Here is a 17,693-nt window from a genome sequence, read left to right on the forward strand (position 1 = left end):
GATCGGGCGACGTCCGTCGGAGGCAGCCTTCCGGGCAACGGCCGGACGGTTCGTCGCACGCGGCTACCCTGGAAGGAACATGGCACATCTTCTCGGGGCTGAAGCCCTCCACCTCGAATATCCGACCAGGGTCGTCTTCGACTCCGTGACCCTCGGCATCGAGGAGGGCGACCGCATCGGCATAGTCGGCCGCAACGGCGACGGCAAGTCGAGCCTGCTCGGCATGCTGGCAGGCATCAAGGAACCGAACTCCGGACGCGTCACGGTGCGCGGAGGAACGCGGATCGGCGTGCTCGATCAGGCCGACAACCTGCCAGACGACCTCACCATCAGTGCGGCGGTCGTCGGCGACACCCCGGAGTACGAGTGGGCGGGCGATGCGCGGATCCGCGACGTCATCGAAGGGCTGCTCACCGACCTCCCGTGGGATGCCGAGATCGGTTCTCTCAGCGGTGGGCAGCGGCGTCGGGTGTCGCTCGCGAAGCTCCTCACCGGAGACTGGGACGTCATCGCCCTCGACGAGCCGACCAACCATCTCGACGTCGAGGCGATCACCTGGCTCGCCGGACACCTCAAGAAGCGCTGGTCGCCGAACTCGGGCGCCCTCATGGTCGTGACGCACGACCGATGGTTCCTCGATGAGATCAGCACCGAGACCTGGGAGGTGCACGACCGCATCGTCGAGCCCTTCGAGGGCGGCTACGCGGCGTACATCCTGCAGCGCGTCGAGCGCGACCGGATGGCGGCCGCCACCGAGGCGAAGCGTCAGAACCTCGCCAAGAAGGAGCTCGCGTGGCTCCGCCGTGGCGCTCCGGCCCGCACGGCCAAGCCGAAGTTTCGCATCGACGCGGCCAATGAGCTCATCGCCGACGTCCCCGAGATCCGCGACAAGGTGTCGCTGCAGTCGCTCGCCGTCTCGCGACTCGGGAAGGACGTGGTCGACCTGCTCGACGTCGGGGTGACCTACCCGACGGCGGACGGCGGCGAGAAGGTCGTGCTGCGCGACATCGAGTGGCGCATCGCGCCGGGGGAGCGCACCGGGATCCTCGGTGTGAACGGCGCCGGCAAGTCGACGCTGCTCGGCCTCATCTCCGGCACCGTGGAGCCGACCGTCGGACGGGTCAAGCGCGGCACGACGGTGAAGGTGCAGACCCTCACACAGCGGCTCGACGAGCTCACCCAGCACTGGAACGACCCGGTGCGTGTGATCATCTCGGGCCTGCGCACCTCCTACACGATGGGGGCCGGCTCCAAGGCGCAGGACCTCACGCCCGGGCAGCTGCTCGAACGGCTCGGGTTCGACTCCGCCCAGCTCTCCACTCCGGTCAAGGATCTCTCGGGTGGACAGCAGCGTCGCCTGCAGCTGCTTCTCGTGCTGCTCGACCAGCCGAACGTGCTGATCCTCGACGAGCCGACCAACGACCTCGACACCGACATGCTCGCCGCGATCGAGGACCTTCTCGACTCCTGGTCGGGCACGCTCCTGGTCGTCAGCCACGACCGGTACTTCCTGGAGCGCGTCACCGACCAGCAGTACGCGATCCTCGACGGTCACCTGCGTCACCTCCCCGGCGGGGTCGACGAGTATCTGCGACTGCGTCACCTGCAGTCCTCCACCGGGTCGAAGCAGACCGCGACGGCCGCAGCGACGGCGACGGCCACAGCTGCCGCGAAGGGGCTCGACGGTGCGGCACTGCGCACGGCGCAGAAGGAGGTGTCCGCTCTCGAGCGGCGCATCCAGAAGCTCACGCAGCAGGTGAACGCCGCCAAGACCGCGCTGGCGGACCACGACCAGTCCGACTATGCGGGCCTCGGCGACCGGATGAAGAAGATCAGCGACCAGCAGGCCGAGATCGAGGAGCTGGAGCTGCGCTGGTTCGAACTCACGGAGGAGATCGGCTGACGGAGGAATATCCTTCTCTCAACGCTGTTGGGAGGTAGGGATGGAAGGCCTCGAAGTAACTGTCCTGCTCGGACTCACGATTCTCGTCGGAACCCTGATCGCCCCGCGCGTGCGTCTCGCGCTGCCCCTCGTCCTCGTCATCTTCGGACTGCTGCTGGGGTTCGTGCCTCCGCTGCGCGAAGTGCAGCTGCCTCCCGAAACGGTGCTGCTGCTGTTCCTGCCGGTGATGCTCTTCTGGGAGAGCCTCACCACGTCTCTGCGGTCGATCCGCCGTGACTTCCGCTACATCCTGCCGATGAGCACAGTGCTGGTCGTCGCCTCGGCGTTCGCGGTCGCCGGTATCGGAGTGCTGTTCGGGATGCCGTGGGAGATCGCCCTCATCCTGGGTGCCGCGGTCGCGCCGCCGGATGCCACGGCCGTCGCCGCCCTCGGGCGTCTGCTGCCGCGCCGCATGTTCATGAAGCTCAAGGCCGAGAGCCTGACCAACGACGGCACGGCGCTGGTGCTTTACGCGATCGCGGTGTCGCTGGCGCTCGGCGGCCAGATCACCCCGCTGTCGGTCACGCTCGACGTGCTGGTCTCCTATGTCGGCGGCATCGCGGCCGGTGTCATCGTCGCGGCTCTCGGGTACCTGCTGCTGCGGCGCACGTCGTCGACGATCGTGATCAACGTCGCTCTGCTCCTGATTCCCTTCACGGCGTTCCTCGTCGCCGAGATGGTGCACGCCTCCGGTGTGCTGGCGGTCGTGGTCGCGGGTCTCATCGTCGCCTACGTGTCGCCGAGGGTCACGACGGCCTCTTCCCGGCGGCAGGCCGACGCGGCGTGGCCGTTCGGCGTCTTCCTGCTCAACGGCGCCCTGTTCGTCCTGATCGGGCTCGAGGTGCAGTACGTCGTGCATGAGATCTCCGCGGCGGCGATCGGTCGCCTGGTGCTCATCACGCTCGCCGTCTGGGCGACGCTGCTGGCCGTGCGCTACCTGTTCCAGCTGGTGAACGTGCTGTTCCAGCGTCAGGCCGGGCCGAGACCCGCACGCGGCGCCAGGGCACGGGCCAGAGTCGTCTCCACCGTCGCCGGTATGCGCGGCGCCGTCTCGCTCGCGATCGCGCTGTCTGTCCCCACGAGCATCACAGAGGGTGGGGCCATCAACGGACGCGATGAGATCGTGTTCGTGACCGCCGGCGTCATCCTGCTGAGTCTGCTCGTGCAGGGGCCGCTCCTGCCCGCGATCGTGCGGTGGGCGCGGTTCCCCGTCGACCACGTCGAGGACGAGGAATACGAACTCGCCGAGCGGGCGATCTCCGGGGCGGCGCTCGCCGCTCTCGACGACCTCGCGGCTGAGCACGGCGTGGGTCAGGAAGTCCTCGATCGCGTGCGGTCGGAGGGCTATCAGATGCTCGAGTTCGCGAACGCCCGGTCGTTGGCCCGCGAGCAGGCCCTCGTCGACGCGGAAGCCGATGCTCTCGACGAGATGCTCGGCGAGCCCGACCCCCTCGGTGCCGGAACCGCCGACATCGGAGACGACCCCACCACGGGAGGCGGAACCTCGCAGGCGACGGAGGGGAAGGGCACCGACGGCACGGTGCTGCAGATGATCGCGACCTCGACCGATGTCGACCTCGCGCAGCGCTCGCCGCTGATCCGGCATGAGGAGCACACGCGACTCAAGCTCGCCCTGATCGACCGCAAGCGTGAGGTCCTCCTCGGGCTGCGTGGCGCCGGCACGGTCGACGACATCGTCGTGCGCCGCATCTCCGCCCGACTCGACCTCGAGCAGGTGCGCCTGCAGGGGATCGAGGAGTACGACTGAACACCCGAGCGGACGACACCGCCGTCGGAGCGCATCGAGACGACGGCGCGCACCCGCCAGAACGATCCGCCTGAGAACGAGGAGACCGATGCCCACCATGATGAGAGCCATCATTCTCGATCGATTCGGCGACGAGGGGGAGCTGCGTGAACAGTCGGTTCCGATCCCCGCGGTCGGCGAAGGTGATGTACTCATCCGCATCGATGTCGCCGGCATCGGGTCATGGGATCGGGAGGAGCGCGAAGGCCACTACGAGGGAGCTTTCGGCGTGCCGTCGACCTTCCCCTACATCCTCGGGTGGGAAGGGGCGGGAACGGTCGAGGCGGTCGGCGCCGACGTGACGCGCTTCGCCCCGGGGGATCGGGTGTACGCCGCGTCGACCCCCGTCCCGCGAGGCGGGTTCTACGCCGAGTATGCGGTGGTCGACCAGGAGCATGTCGCCCCGGTGCCCGCGCGGCTGACCGTCGAGCAGGCCGGAGTGCTCGCCTGGGACGCACTGACGGCCACGAGCGGACTCGACACGATCGATGCGCGCCCCGGAGACGCCGTGATGATCTTCGGCGCGAGCGGAGGGATCGGTCACCTCGCGGTGCAGCTCGCCAAACACCGTGGACTCCGGGTGTTCGCGGTCGCCTCAGGACAGGACGGCGTGTCGCTGGCCGGGGGCCTCGGCGCCGATGTCGTCGTCGACGGGAGGCGGGACGACGTGATGGCGGCCATCGAGAGCTTCGCTCCGGAGGGCCTCGACGGCGCACTCGTCACCGCCGGAGGTCGGGCGGCCGAGGATGCGCTGCGCGGGGTGGCACCGTCGGGGCGCATCGCGTGGGCGCACGGTGTGAATCCGCCACCGTCGGCCGAGGTCGTCGAGCGTGTGTCGTTCTACGACGGCGACCGCAGCCGAGCGGCGCTGCAGCGTCTGAACGAGGTCATCGAGTCCAGTCTCATAGCCCCGCACGTGGCGCAGGTGTTCGACGCGGCCGAGGTCGCCCAGGCGCACCACGCGCTGCGAAGCCATTACGTGGGAAAGCTGGCGTTGCGCGCACCGCGCTCTTCGCACCAGCTGTGACGCTGTGTGCCGCACGCTTCCGCGTGTGAGGTGAGAGAAGGGTCCGAGTGTGCGAACACTGCTCGGACCCTCCTCACCACGGGATCAGATACCGGACAGGTCGACCCAGTGCGTCAGCTTCAGCCACGCACTGCCCGTCCCCGAGAGCTGGTACTTCACCTCGGCCAGCACCCGTGGGGAGGTGAGAGAGTTCTGCGGTGGCTTGATCTGGAAGCCCCATCCGGTGTTGTAGCTATAGCTGTTCGCCGTCGGCGCCTTCTTGATGATCGACGGCACTCCACCGCCGCTGTAGATCTCCACCTTCCGCTCTTTGAGTCCGAACCCCGGGTCGGGCGTCCAGCTGCCCGTGACCTTCTCTGTCCGAATCTGATCGCCCTTCAAGGTGTACTGGATCGTGATCGACGACTTGACCGAACCGTTGTCGTGATTCCCGCCGACGGAGGACCGCGGGGCGATGATGCCCGGCTCAGTTGGAGCAGCTGATGATTCGGTCGAAGGGATCCGCGCCTCGATCGTGGCCGACGTGCTGTTCGTATCCACAGGGATCTGCTCCGACTGCTGATACACGATCGCTCCGGTCCTCACATCCGTGACGACGACTGTCGAGTTCGCGTACAGATGCTCCTCTGTCGCCGCGTGAGCGGCGGCGGGCAGCGAGAAGGACAGAAGTACCGCGGTGGCCGTGGCGAGTGCGACTTTCTTTCGTGTTTTCATGACGTCTCCGGTCGTTGGATCGGTGCCGGACGGCACCGACACTCTTTCGAGTGCGTCGAGCAGAACACACGGTGCGATTGCTGTCGCCGACTGTGTCCTGCTGTCGCCGACTGTTTCTCGCCGTCGCCGACTGTGTCGTTCGATGACGCACGGCCAGGGCACAGGCGTGCGCGGTCGATCCGAGTCGGGTGAAGACGGTCGACCTGTCGCTGTGACGCCGTGTGACACTCGATTCCGCGTGCGTCGCGCGGCCTGCCTAACGTATTCGAGTCCCCCAAGAGAGGAACTCCTTCACATGTCACGCCGTACCACTTCCATCCTGGCCGCGCTCGCCGCGGTCCCGCTCTTCGTCGCACTCACCGGGTGCGCCACGGGGTCGTCCGATGCCGGATCCGGCAGTGAGGGATCGTCCGAGAACGAGGTCGTCAAGATCGGCGTCGTCGGCGAGAGCGATCCGCAGTGGCCCGCGTTCGTGGATGCGGCTGCGGCGGAAGGCATCACGGTCGAGCTCGTCGATTTCGGTTCGTACGAGCTTCCGAACCCTGCGTTGAGCGAGGGCGAGGTGGACCTCAACCAGTTCCAGCACATCGTGTATCTGGCTCAGTACAACGAGGCATCGGGCGATGATCTCGCGGCGATCGGATCGACGCAGATCTACCCGCTGGGTCTCTATTCGACGAAGTACGATTCCGTGAAGGACATCCCGGAAGGCGAGACCGTCGCTGTACCCGATGATGCTTCGAACCAGGCCAGGGCGCTGCTGGTGCTGCAGGCCGCCGGACTCGTCGATCTGAAGGACGGCGGCACCGCCTTCTCGGATCTCGCTGACGTCGATGAGAGCACGTCCAAGGTCAAGGTCACAGCGCTGGAAGCGGCCCTCACCCCTGAAGCCCTGCCCGATGTCGCAGCAGCCGTCATCAACAACGACTTCGTGGAGGACGCGGGGCTCTCGTTCGACGACGCGCTCTTCACCGACGACCCCGAGGACCCGAGTGCGCTCCAGTACGTGAACATCTTCGCGTCGCGCGCCGAAGACGTCGACAACGAGACCTACCTCAAGCTGGTCGAGATCTTCCAGACCGACAAGAACGTGCAGGAGGGCCTGGCGAAGTCGTCGGGCGGCACCGGCGTCACGTTGCAGACACCGGCCGACGAGCTGGCCTCGCTGCTCAAGGACGTTCAGAAGGACGTCGCGGCGAACAGCTGATCAGGTCGACCTGAGAGAATCGGGCGACGCGCGAGCGTCGCCCGATTCGTCGTCTGCAGGTCGACCACGCCCTTCCTTTCCCCTTCAAGACCGGAGCACTCCATGCCCATCGTGTCCCTCGAGAACGTATCGAAGAGATACCCGTCCCCGGCTGGGGCTGACGAGCAGATCACGGCGGTCGACGGCGTCACGTTGCAGATCGATCAGGGAGATGTCTACGGCATCATCGGATACTCCGGCGCAGGCAAGTCGACGCTCGTTCGTCTCATCAATGCTCTGGAGCCTGCCTCCGAGGGGCGGATCACTGTCGATGGCGTGGAGATCACGGCTCTCGCGGAGCGCGAGCTGCGCCGGGTGCGCAGTGGAATCGGAATGATCTTCCAGCAGTTCAACCTCTTCTCGTCGAAGAGCGTGCGGGCGAACGTCGCGTATCCGCTCAAGCTGGCCGGGTGGTCGAAGCCCGACATCGAGGCGCGTGTCACCGAGCTGCTCAGCTTCGTGGGGTTGAGCGACAAGGCGCGCTCATACCCCGAACAGCTCTCCGGCGGTCAGAAGCAGCGTGTGGGCATCGCCAGAGCCCTCGCCACGAGGCCGGCCATCCTCCTCGCAGACGAGGCGACCAGCGCGCTCGACCCGGAGACCACGCACGAGGTGCTGGCACTGCTCAAGAAGGTGAACGAGGAACAGGGCGTGACGATCGTCGTGATCACGCATGAGATGGATGTCATCCAGACGATTGCGACGAAGGTCGCCGTCATGGACCGCGGTCGCGTCATCGAGCACGGCGACGTGTTCGAGGTCTTCTCCAACCCACAGCACGCCGCTTCGCAGCGGTTCGTCGGCACGGTCGTGAAGGGGGTGCCCTCTCCGTCTGAACGGGCGGTGCTCCGTGAACGTCACGATGGACGCCTCGTGACGTTCTCGTTCCGTGACGGCGGTCCGTCCCAGGCGCAGGTCTTTCTCCAGCTCGCCGACGCGGGACTGGAATTCGAGCTCGTGTTCGGGGGCATCAACGACATCCGCGGGCGTGCCTTCGGACACCTCACTCTCGCGATCCGCGGTGAGGACGGTGTCATCGAGCAGACGCTCGCGAGCATCGCCCCACATGTCGACGTGTCCGACATCGACAGCGAGGAGGTGCGCTGATGGATCGTCTCATCGAGCTGGGGCCCGAGTTCTGGACGGCTGCTGTCGAGACTCTCTACATGGTCTCTCTCACGCTGGTGCTGGGCGGCCTGCTGGGCGGTCTGATCGGCGTCGGTCTGTACCTCACCAGGCCGGGAGGGATGCTGCAGAATCGGGCGGTCTCCGCAGTCCTGAACCTCTTCATCAACTTCTTCCGCCCCATCCCGTTCGTGATCCTCATCACGGTGCTGATCCCGTTCTCGCGTTTCATCGTGGGCAGCGGCATCGGCACGAACGCCGCGATCGTGGCGCTCGTCGTGGCCTCGATGTTCGCGATCGGCCGCATCGTCGAACAGCATCTCGTCGGGGTCTCACCCGGAGTGATCGAAGCCGCACGCGCCATGGGGGCCGGCCCCTGGCGGACGCTCTTCACCGTCGTGATCCCGGAGGCCCTGGGGCCGCTCATCCTCGGGTACACGTTCGTCATCGTCGCCCTCATCGACATGACCGCGATGGCGGGTTACATCGGTGCAGGCGGTCTCGGAAACTTCGCACTGACCTACGGACGTCGTCAGTTCGAGCCCGTGGTGATGTGGGCGGCCGTGCTGCTCATCGTCGTCTTCGTGCACGTGGCGCAGACGCTCGGAACCCGCCTGGCCCGCAAGGTCATGCGCCGCTGAGGGGAGCCTCGACCGGGTTCTCGTCGGCAGGCGCCTCCTGCAGGGTGCGACGAGTGGTGAACACCCGCTCCGTCCCGCTCAGCGGATCGATGAAGCGCAGTTCACGAGCGAGCAGCTGCAGCGGGCGGTCGAAGTCGTCGGGCAGGTCGTCGAGCAGCTCCGGGTAGAACCGGTCGTTCAGGATGCCGATGCCGAGGGCGGCCAGGTGCACGCGCAGCTGGTGCATCTTGCCGCTGTGCGGGCGGAGCAGCGTATGCACCACGCGATCGTCGCTGCCGATCAGCGCGATCAGCGTCTCGGCGTTCGGCTCCCTGGCATCGTCGACCTGCACACGCACCTGGGCGCGGGGCTTCTCGATGTGGTTGCGGTAGACGAGCGGGAACGAGGGGAGCTCGCCGTGATCGGGGAGCTCCGACACCGCCTCGTACACCTTCTGCACCTGCCGCTTCTCGAACATCAGCTGGTAGGCGCCGCGGGTCGCCGGTCGTGTCGAGAACATCAGCAGGCCGGCGGTCGCGCGATCCAGGCGGTGGATCGGCGCCAGGTCGGGATTGTCGAGGAGGTTGCGCAGGCGCACCAGCGCCGAGTTCTGCAGGAACTTGCCGCCGGGAGTCGTGGGCAGGAAATGCGGCTTGTCGACGACCACGAGATGCTCGTCCTGGTGCAGGACCTCGATCTCGAAGGGGATCCGCGTCTCGACGGCGGGTTCGCGGTAGTACCAGACGAATTCGACGCTGCCGAGCGGGGCGTCGCGCGGGACGGGGGAGCCGTCGGCCCGCACGATCTCGCCGCGGTCGAACCGCTGGAGAAGACGCTCGGGGTCGAGGTGGAAGAAGCGCTCGACCATGTAGGCGGCGACGGTGGGCCACGAGCCGGAGAGGGGCACGTGCAATCGTGTGGCTCCCACGCCGTCACGCACGGGGAGGGGGGAGGGCATGCCCATCAGATGCGGCCGGTCACGAGTCGAAGCTCAGGCTCAGCTTGCGCAGCAGCCCCGCGAGGCGATCCCGATCCGAGCGCGAGAGGGCCCGCAGCAGGTCGGCCTCCACATCGACGAGACGAGTGATGGCGGCATCCACGCGGATGCGCCCATCGTCGGTGAGCGTCACCAGCACGCTGCGCCCGTCGCCGGGGTCGGCCTCGCGGCGCACGAAGCGGCGGCCGACAAGACGGTCGATCCGGTTGGTCATCGTGCCGCTCGAGACCAGAGTCTGCTGCAGCAACTGCTTGGGGGAGAGCTGGAACGGCGCCCCTGCTCGGCGCAGCGCCGAGAGCACATCCCATTCCCAGTGCTCCAGGTCGCTGCGGCGGAACACGTCGCGTCGGGCACGGTCGAGGTGGCGCGACAGCCGGTCCATCCGCGACAGCACCTCGAGCGGGGAGAAGTCGAGGTCGGGGCGCTGGGTGTTCCACGCGCCGACGATCCGGTCGACCTCATCCACCTCGCTCATCCGCCCATTATCGCGTGTGCGGCTCGGGGATCAGGACGCCGCCGGCAGGTCGATCGTCATGAAGGTGCTGTGCGGGTCGAGGACGTAACCGCCGAACGGGCCGCATTCGTGGAAGCCGGCGGCGGAGTAGAGGGCGCGCGCCGGGACGAAGAACTCGGCGCTCCCGGTCTCGAGCGAGACACGGCTGATGCCGCGCGCCTCGGCATCCTCCAGCAGGAAGGCGAGCATGGTGCGTCCGAGACCGCGCCCGCGCAGCGCGGGGTCGGTGCGCATCGACTTGATCTCCTCGTGCCCTTCCGCCACCGTCGCCAGGGCGCCGGTGGCGACGGGGCGGCCGTCGAGGTGCCCGGCGAACAGCCGCACTCCCGGGGCGAGCAGACGCTCGAACACCAGGGCATGACGGCTCTCCGGTGGAGCCGTGTGCTCCAACTCCGCATGATGGGCGATCAGGAACTCGGCGAGGGCGGGGTCTGCGGTCTCCACCCGTTCGATCACGATGCTCATGACGCCAGCATCCCAGAGCGGTGTTTCGGGTGGATGACGCACGGGGTGTCAGCGGAACCGGGGCCGGGGCATGGCAGACTTGATGCCGCGGCGCCCTCGTGGGCGGCGCGGTCCGCCGTGGTGTAATGGCAGCACGACAGCCTTTGGAGCTGTGAGGTCTAGGTTCGAGTCCTGGCGGCGGAGCATGACTGGGAACAATCTCGCCATCGTCGTCCTCGCTGCGGGACAGGGCACGCGCATGAAGTCGCGCCTGCCCAAGGTGCTGCACCCGATCAGCGGGCGTCCGCTCGTGGGGCATGTGCTCACCACAGCGGGCCGGCTGCAGGCGGCGCACGTGGAGGTCGTCGTGCGGCACGAACGCGACCAGGTGGTCGCGGCGCTGGCCGCCGACTACCCCGACGCCGTGTTCGTCGATCAGGACGACATCCCCGGAACCGGTCGTGCGGTGCAGGTGGCCATCGATGCGCTCCCCACCGACTTCGACGGCGACGTGCTCGTCCTCTCCGGCGACTGTCCACTCGCCGATGCCGACACCCTCTCCGCCTTCCTCGCAGAGCACCGCGCCTCGGGCGCGCCGGCCACGCTGATGACCGCACTGGTCGACGATCCGACCGGCTACGGACGCGTCGTGCGCGATGCCGACGGTGGGGTCGACCGCATCGTGGAGCAGAAGGATGCGAACGAGGAAGAGGCCGCCGTCCGCGAGATCAATGCCGGGATGTACGTGTTCCGCGCCGCGACGCTGCGGGCGTACCTGCCCCAGCTGAGTCTCGACAATGCCCAGCGTGAGATGTATCTGACCGATGTGCCGGGATTGCTCCGTCGCGACGGCGACCGTGTCGCGGCATCGGTGGTGTCCGATGTCACGGTCACCTATGGAGTCAACGACCGCGCGCAGCTCGCTCTGGTCGGGCGCCTGCTCAACCAGCGAATCGTGCGTCGCTGGCAGCTCGAGGGCGTGACCGTGATCGACCCCGCCACCACCTGGATCGACGACGACGCGAAGCTCGCACCCGACGTCACGATCCTCCCGAACACGCAGATCCTCCGCGCCACGGTGATCGCCTCCGGTGCCGTCATCGGTCCGGACACGACACTCGTGGACTGCGAGGTCGGGGAGGACGCGATCGTCCGCCGCACCGATGCCACGCTGGCCGTGATCGGTGCCGAGGCGACCGTCGGCCCGTTCTCGTTCCTCCGCCCCGGCACGATCCTCGGAGCCCGAGGCAAGATCGGCGCCTACGTCGAGACCAAGAACGCCGAGATCGGCGAGGGCAGCAAGGTTCCGCACCTCTCCTACGTGGGCGATGCGACGATCGGCCGCGGGGTGAACCTGGGCGCGAGCACCATCACGGCGAACTACGACGACGTCAACAAGCACCGCACCGAGATCGGTGACGAGGTGCACACCGGGTCGCACACGGTGCTCGTCGCGCCCGTTAGGCTGGGAGCCGGTGCGAAGACCGGTGCAGGCGCCGTCGTCCGCAAGGACGTCCCCGCCGGCGCGCTGGCCATGAGCGTCGCCCCCCAGCGCAACATCGAGGGCTGGGTCGAGAAGAACAGAGCAGGGACGGGCGCGGCGGATGCTGCGTCCCGCGAGAATTCGGCGGAATAGGCGGACATGGCGCGCAAGAAGAAGACGGTCGATCTGGATCGCGACAACGGCGTGGCCCCCGGGATCATCGCGAAGACCAAGAAGCGGCTCGTCGTCGCCGGTGGACGTTCGCATCCCGAACTCACCGCAGCGGTCGCCGAGGCCCTCGGCACGGAGATCGCACCGGTCGAGCACCGGACGTTCGCCTCGGGCGAGATCTACGCCCGCTTCGAGGTCTCGATCCGCGGTGTGGATCTCTTCCTGATCCAGACCTTCGGCGAGCCGGTCAACGAGTGGCTCATGGAGACGCTCATCATGATCGACGCCGCCAAGCGCGCGTCGGCCAAGCGCATCACCGTCGTCGCGCCGTACTATCCGTATTCGCGTCAGGACAAGAAGGGTCGCGGACGTGAGCCGATCAGCGCCCGCCTCGTCGCCGACCTGCTGAAGACCGCGGGCGCCGACCGGGTCATGAGCGTCGACCTGCACGCCGCGCAGATCCAGGGATTCTTCGACGGCCCCGTCGACCACCTGTTCGCCAAGCCCGTGCTCCTGGACTACTTCGAGCGCACGCTGTCGCCCGAAGACCGTGAGATCCTCACCGTCGTCTCGCCCGACATGGGCCGCGTGCGCGTCGCCGACACCTGGTCGGACAGCCTCGGCGCACCGCTGGCGATCATCCACAAGCGTCGCGACCCGAAGGTCGCGAACCAGGTCTCCGTGCACGAGATCGTCGGTGCCGTCGACGGCCGCACCTGTCTCCTCGTCGACGACATGATCGACACCGGCGGCACGATCGTCAAGGCCGCCCAGGCGCTCAAGGCGAACGGCGCCCATCGCGTCATCGTCGCAGCGACGCACGCGATCTTCAGTGACCCGGCGTCCGATCGGCTGCAGGACTCGTCCATCGACGAGGTCGTCATCACCGACACGATCCCGCTCACCGAGTCACGTCGCTGGGACAAGCTGACCATCCTCCCGATCGCCCCGCTGCTGGCGCGCGCGATCCACGAGGTGTTCGAAGACGGCTCGGTGACGAGCATGTTCGGCGGCGACGCGTAACGCATCGTCACGGCACAGCCCGCGCATAGCCGGGGTGCTTACGGTCGAATGGCCGACGAGCGCGTCGGCCGACACCGAGCCGGGAGGACCACCATGATCCGCACGACCGTACCGACCTCTGTCCGTAAGGGAACCGCACTCCTCGGGATCGCGGGACTCTTCGTCCTCGCCGGATGCTCCGGAAACGCCGACGCCGAGGCGCCCGCCGACAACAGCAGCACTCCGGACGCCGGTTCCTCCTCGTCGTCCTCCGGCGGCGACTCCACGGGAACCTACGCCGACGGCACCTACACCGCCGATGGGTCGTACCAGACGCCCGAGACGGTGGAGCAGATCTCCGTCACCCTGACCCTCGCCGACGGCGTCGTGACCGATGTCGAGGTGACCGGCGACCCGCAGGCCCCAGAGAGCAAGCAGTACCAGGGGCAGTTCATCGACGGGATCGCCGAGCAGGTCGACGGCAAGGCTCTCGACGACTTGAACGTCAGCCGCGTCGCCGGCTCGTCGCTCACCAGCGGTGGGTTCAACAAGGCCGTCGAGGCGATCAAGGAGCAGGCCGCCGCCTAGGCGCCTGATCCACCATGGCCAGCTGGCGTTTCGAGGCCATCGGGACGCAGTGGGAGATCGAGACGACGGAACCCCTGCCGGAGTCGGCACGCGCCGCGGTGATGGCGGAGATCGACCGCTTCGACCGCGAGTGGTCCCGATTCCGTGCAGATTCGGAAGTCGTGCGCCTCGGACGTGAGGGGGGCGGCTTCGCCTCCGCCGATGCCCGGCCGATGCTCGACGCGTACCGTGGGCTCTCCGCCGCGACCGGAGGCGCCGTCAACCCGCTCGTCGCGGACAGCCTCGACGCGCTCGGGTACGACGCCGAATACTCCCTCGTGCCGGGTGAACCCGTGCGCGCACCGGCGGACTGGGAACAGGACGTGTCCTGGACGGATACCGATGTCGCGGCCTCGGCGCCTGCCCTGATCGATGTCGGCGCGCTCGGCAAAGGGCGTCTCGTCGACCTCGTGGCGGCGGTGTTGGCAGCGGTGCCCGGAGACCTCGTGGTCGACGCCGGTGGTGACATCCGGGTCCGCGGCTCCGGTGTGCGCATCGGCCTCGAGCACCCGTACGATCCGACGAAGGCGATCGGGGTCGTCGACGTGCACGACCAGGCGCTGTGCGCCTCGGCGATCAACCGGAGGGCGTGGGGGAGCGGGCTGCATCATGTGCTGGATGCCCGCACCGGGATGCCCGTGCGCACGTGGGCCGCGACCTGGGCATGGGCGCCGGAGGCGATGACGGCCGACGCCGTGGCGACGGCTCTCTTCTTCGACGGCGGTGTCGAGCTCGCAGCGATGTGGAACGTCGAGTGGGTGCGCATGAGCACCGACGGGCGCGTGCAGCGCTCGCCCGGATGCCCGGCCGAACTGTTCGTCGCCGCGGGGGCGTCGCACCCCTCAGGTCGGAATTAGGGAAGAGTGGAGAAGTGATCACCTCATTCGCCGCCGCACGACAGCGGGTCCTCGCGGTGCTGGGCTCGCTGTCGATGTACCGCCTCGTGCTGTTCGCGCTCGTCGCACTCGCGGTCATCGCCTTCGTCCTGTCGCTCTTCGGCGTGATCGTCTCGCCGACCCCGCTCGAGCTCGTGGCCTCGTTCCTCGTGCTCGCGGTCGTCATCTCCGCCGTGGACGCGGTGGCGCAGCGCATCCTCCGACTCCCCTGGCGCGTCGAATCGTCACTGGTGACCGCACTCATCCTCCTGTTCGTCCTCCGGCCGGGCATCGAGCCTGGCGCGCTCCTCGGTCTCGCTCTCGCCGGCGCCGTCGCAAGTGTCTCGAAGTACCTGATCGCGTGGCGCGGGCGGCACATCTTCAACCCCGCCGCGTTCGGGGCGGCCGTGGTCTCGATCCTCGGCGCTTTCGGAGCGTTCGAGTGGCTGGGGACCTCGTCGTCGTGGTGGGTCGGCACGCCGGTGCTCACGATCCCTGTGGCGGTGCTGGGCCTCGCCGTGCTGTGGCGCACCGAAAAGATCCGGATCGTGCTGGTGTTCCTGCTCGTCGCCGTCGCCACGTCGGTCGTGCGTCAGATGGTGCAGGCCACAGAGTTCGACATCTCGTTCGACATCGTGACGGCGCTGCAGTTCGCGGTGCTGCAGTCGCCTTTCCTGTTCCTCGGGGCGTTCATGCTCTCGGAGCCGCTGACCCTCCCGCCGCGCCGTCGGCAACAGCTCGTCGTGGCCGTCGTGGTGGGTCTGCTCGCGGGGTGGCCGATCTCGGTGGCCGGGCTGTTCACCCTCGGTCAGGAGCGTGCGCTGCTGATCGGCAACCTGGTGGCGTTCGCGTTCGCCCTGCGCGGTTCTGTGCGGCTCGTGCTCGAGCGGCGTGAGTTCGTCACCCCGACCGCGCAGGAGCTGACGTTCCGTGCCAAGGGGCGCGTGCGCTTCCTTCCGGGGCAGTACCTCGAGCTCGACGTTCCGCATCATCGCCCCGACGCACGCGGAACCCGTCGAGAGTTCAGCATCGTGTCGGCACCGGCTGATCTTCCGACGTTGCGCATCGCGTACAAGAACGGCGACCAGAAGCATCCGTCGAGCTACAAGCGCGCTCTCGCCGCCGCAGAGCCGGGGGCGACCTTCGCGGTGACCGGCACCTGGGGGGATTTCATCCTTCCTCGCGGAGACCAGCCGGTGCTCATGGTCGCGGCCGGCATCGGGGTGACACCGTTCGTCTCGCAGCTGCGGCAGTTGCAGGCGACCGGTCAGCGCCGCGATGTGGTGCTCGTGTATGTCGCCTCCGACGCCTCAGAGCTCGCCTTCCGCGATGAGCTCGCTGCGACGGGGGTGCGCACCGTGGTGTTCACACGTGACGAGCCTGGCGATCTGCCCGCGCACTGGTCCTGGGCGCGAGGCGCACGTCTGGATGCGGAGACCCTGGAGCGCGCCGTCGCCGACCTGGCCATGCGTCATGCGTTCATCTCGGGCCCGCCGCGGCTCATCGCCGACCTCGCCCCTGCCCTGCAGAAGGCCCGCAGCCTCACCACCGACGCGTTCGCCGGATACTGAGCCGAGGGACCCGTCGGGTCAGGCCTCGGCGGTGTCGTCGTCGGCTGCCGCCGGGTTACGCGGGATGCGGACGGTGAAGGTCGTGTCACCGGGTTCGCTGGTGACGGTGATGAAGCCATGGTGCCCTTCGACGATGGCCTTCGCGATCGCGAGTCCGAGGCCCGTGCCGCCGGTCTGCCGGGCCCGCGAGCTGTCTCCACGGGCGAAACGGGCGAACAGCTCGTCACGGATGGCGGGGTCGATGCCCGGACCGTCGTCGTGCACGCGCAGCACGGCATCCTCACCCTCCTGCGCGACGCTCAGTGTCACGGTCGTGCCGGCGGGCGTGTGGGTGCGGGCGTTCGCGAGCAGGTTCGCGACGACCTGATGCATGCGTCCGGCGTCTCCCACGATCGTGACGGGTTCATCGGGCACGTCGATGTTCCAGTGGTGGTCGGCCGCGGTCGGGCGTGCGTCCGAGAGGCCTTCGAGGGCCAGCTGGGTCAGGTCGACCGTGCCGTAGACGAGCTCCTGGCCTTCGTCGAGTCGGGCCAGCAGCAGCAGGTCCTCGACGAGGCGGGTCATCCGCAGCGACTGGGCCTGGATGCGCTCCAACGACGAGGTCGTACCCTCGATGACCTCGGGACGCTCCGCCTGCGCGTTCGACTGACGCAGCGCGCGCAGCGACAATTCCGAGTATCCACGGATGGAGGCGAGCGGGGTGCGCAGCTCGTGGCTGGCGTCGGCGACGAAGCGCCGCATCCGCTCCTCGTTCTTCTGGCGGGAGGCGAGCGACGTGTTCACATGATCGAGCAGCTTGTTCAGGGAGGCGCCGACGATCCCGGTCTCGGTGCGCGGATCCGCCTCGGACGCCGGTACGCGCTCGGTGATCGTCACCTCGCCGCGATCGAGCTGCTGGTTGGCGACCCTGGTCGCGGTCATCGCGACAGCACGCAGTGGTCGCAGACTCACTCTGATCGTGATCGCAGTGGTCAGCGCCAGCAGGATGAGCCCGCCGATGGTCGCGAGGGCGATGACGGTGAGCAGTTGCGTGAGCTGGTTCTGGATCTCGTCACGGGGGAGTCCGGTGACAACCACGACGCCCGTGCTCGCAGGGTTTGCGACGACCCGGTAGGAACCGAGCCCCGCGAGCGAGACGGTCGCCGGCGTGCCGCTGCCCAGAGCGCTGATGAGTTCGTGCAGTTGATCCGCTGTGAGAGCCTGGGATGTTCCGCCGAGGTCGCCGTTCGAGTTGTCGAAGGCGATTCCGGTTGCCCCGGTGACAGGACTCGCGACGGCGAACAGCAGGCCGGGAATCTGCGGGTTGCCGCCCTTGAGGATGTTGTCGACCGTGGCTCGTTCAGCCGGGACCTGTTGGACGAGCTGCTTCGTGATGCCCGCGGCATAGCTCTCGACCTTCTCGTCGAGCTGCCGCTCCAACGTGCTGCCCAGCGTCGCGCTGGTGATGACGGCGACGATGATGAGGATCAGCGAGACGAACCCGATCACGGCGGTCATCAGCCGTGTCTGCAGGCTCATCGGCCGCCTC

The 17,693-nt window shown here is 67.9% G+C and carries 16 protein-coding genes and 1 tRNA gene; 12 read left to right on the top strand and 5 right to left on the bottom strand.

The features are described 5' to 3' along the window. The first annotated feature begins 79 nt into the window (after positions 1–79). The 3 genes from ABDC25_RS05255 to ABDC25_RS05265 all read left to right on the top strand — a co-directional run bounded on the left by ABDC25_RS05255 (position 80) and on the right by ABDC25_RS05265 (position 4,776). Complete coding sequence (locus tag ABDC25_RS05255) at positions 80–1,903, top strand: ABC-F family ATP-binding cassette domain-containing protein (RefSeq protein WP_021198782.1); 1,824 nt, start codon at positions 80–82, stop codon at positions 1,901–1,903. Positions 1,904–1,943: 40 nt separating this feature from the next. Further along, on the top strand, positions 1,944–3,710 hold the full coding sequence (locus ABDC25_RS05260; RefSeq protein ID WP_347125186.1) for a Na+/H+ antiporter: 1,767 nt from the start codon (positions 1,944–1,946) through the stop codon (positions 3,708–3,710). 88 nt (positions 3,711–3,798) lie between these two features. Next, positions 3,799–4,776 (top strand): NADP-dependent oxidoreductase, encoded by a 978-nt coding sequence (locus ABDC25_RS05265; protein WP_347125188.1) that lies wholly within the window; start codon positions 3,799–3,801, stop codon positions 4,774–4,776. 84 nt (positions 4,777–4,860) lie between these two features. Here ABDC25_RS05265 and ABDC25_RS05270 read toward each other — a convergent pair whose 3' ends face one another. Further along, entirely contained in the window at positions 4,861–5,490 is a 630-nt protein-coding gene (locus tag ABDC25_RS05270; RefSeq protein ID WP_136025231.1) for a hypothetical protein, read from the bottom strand. A gap of 295 nt (positions 5,491–5,785) precedes the next feature. Here ABDC25_RS05270 and ABDC25_RS05275 point away from each other — a divergent pair, with 295 nt between their 5' ends. The 3 genes from ABDC25_RS05275 (at position 5,786) to ABDC25_RS05285 (ending at position 8,502) form a co-directional block, all read left to right on the top strand. Next, complete coding sequence (locus tag ABDC25_RS05275) at positions 5,786–6,697, top strand: MetQ/NlpA family ABC transporter substrate-binding protein (RefSeq protein WP_021198778.1); 912 nt, start codon at positions 5,786–5,788, stop codon at positions 6,695–6,697. A gap of 102 nt (positions 6,698–6,799) precedes the next feature. Next, positions 6,800–7,843, top strand: a complete 1,044-nt coding sequence (locus ABDC25_RS05280) for a methionine ABC transporter ATP-binding protein (RefSeq protein WP_021198777.1) — start codon at positions 6,800–6,802, stop codon at positions 7,841–7,843. Beyond that, a complete protein-coding gene (locus ABDC25_RS05285) occupies positions 7,843–8,502 on the top strand; it encodes a methionine ABC transporter permease (protein ID WP_021198776.1) in 660 nt (219 codons plus the stop codon). Before ABDC25_RS05280 ends, ABDC25_RS05285 begins: the two co-directional genes overlap by 1 nt. Here ABDC25_RS05285 and ABDC25_RS05290 read toward each other — a convergent pair. Genes ABDC25_RS05290 through ABDC25_RS05300 form a run of 3 tightly spaced genes read right to left on the bottom strand, consistent with a single transcriptional unit; the run spans position 8,489 to position 10,457 of the window. Further along, the gene (locus ABDC25_RS05290) at positions 8,489–9,439 is read right to left on the bottom strand and encodes a pseudouridine synthase (protein ID WP_347125192.1); all 951 of its coding nucleotides are present in this window, start codon (positions 9,437–9,439) and stop codon (positions 8,489–8,491) included. The genes ABDC25_RS05285 and ABDC25_RS05290 overlap by 14 nt on opposite strands. 19 nt (positions 9,440–9,458) lie before the next feature. After that, positions 9,459–9,953, bottom strand: a complete 495-nt coding sequence (locus ABDC25_RS05295; RefSeq protein WP_021198774.1) for a MarR family transcriptional regulator — start codon at positions 9,951–9,953, stop codon at positions 9,459–9,461. 30 nt (positions 9,954–9,983) lie between these two features. Next, positions 9,984–10,457 (bottom strand): GNAT family N-acetyltransferase, encoded by a 474-nt coding sequence (locus ABDC25_RS05300; RefSeq protein WP_347125194.1) that lies wholly within the window; start codon positions 10,455–10,457, stop codon positions 9,984–9,986. A 111-nt stretch (positions 10,458–10,568) separates the two neighbouring features. Here ABDC25_RS05300 and ABDC25_RS05305 point away from each other — a divergent pair. From ABDC25_RS05305 to ABDC25_RS05330, 6 genes are all read left to right on the top strand, one after another. Beyond that, positions 10,569–10,640, top strand: a tRNA-Gln gene (locus ABDC25_RS05305). Between the two features lies 1 nt (position 10,641). Then, positions 10,642–12,072, top strand: a complete 1,431-nt coding sequence (gene glmU / locus ABDC25_RS05310) for a bifunctional UDP-N-acetylglucosamine diphosphorylase/glucosamine-1-phosphate N-acetyltransferase GlmU (protein ID WP_292768495.1) — start codon at positions 10,642–10,644, stop codon at positions 12,070–12,072. A 6-nt stretch (positions 12,073–12,078) separates the two neighbouring features. Further along, positions 12,079–13,113: a ribose-phosphate diphosphokinase gene (locus ABDC25_RS05315; RefSeq protein ID WP_021198771.1), complete on the top strand. Its 1,035-nt coding sequence runs from the start codon at positions 12,079–12,081 to the stop codon at positions 13,111–13,113. 93 nt (positions 13,114–13,206) lie between these two features. Next, positions 13,207–13,680 carry an FMN-binding protein gene (locus ABDC25_RS05320; RefSeq protein WP_167253385.1) on the top strand — a complete coding sequence of 158 codons (474 nt, stop codon included), beginning with the start codon at positions 13,207–13,209 and terminating at the stop codon, positions 13,678–13,680. A 14-nt stretch (positions 13,681–13,694) separates the two neighbouring features. After that, entirely contained in the window at positions 13,695–14,576 is an 882-nt protein-coding gene (locus ABDC25_RS05325) for an FAD:protein FMN transferase (protein ID WP_347125198.1), read from the top strand. Between the two features lie 14 nt (positions 14,577–14,590). Then, on the top strand, positions 14,591–16,165 hold the full coding sequence (locus ABDC25_RS05330) for a flavodoxin reductase (RefSeq protein WP_167253388.1): 1,575 nt from the start codon (positions 14,591–14,593) through the stop codon (positions 16,163–16,165). 18 nt (positions 16,166–16,183) lie between these two features. On the opposite strand, the gene ABDC25_RS05335 is transcribed toward ABDC25_RS05330, so the two are convergent. Continuing rightward, a complete protein-coding gene (locus ABDC25_RS05335) occupies positions 16,184–17,683 on the bottom strand; it encodes an ATP-binding protein (protein WP_021198767.1) in 1,500 nt (499 codons plus the stop codon). Positions 17,684–17,693: the final 10 nt, after the last annotated feature.

Source organism: Microbacterium sp. SY138 (assembly GCF_039729145.1).
GTDB lineage: Bacteria > Actinomycetota > Actinomycetes > Actinomycetales > Microbacteriaceae > Microbacterium > Microbacterium maritypicum_A.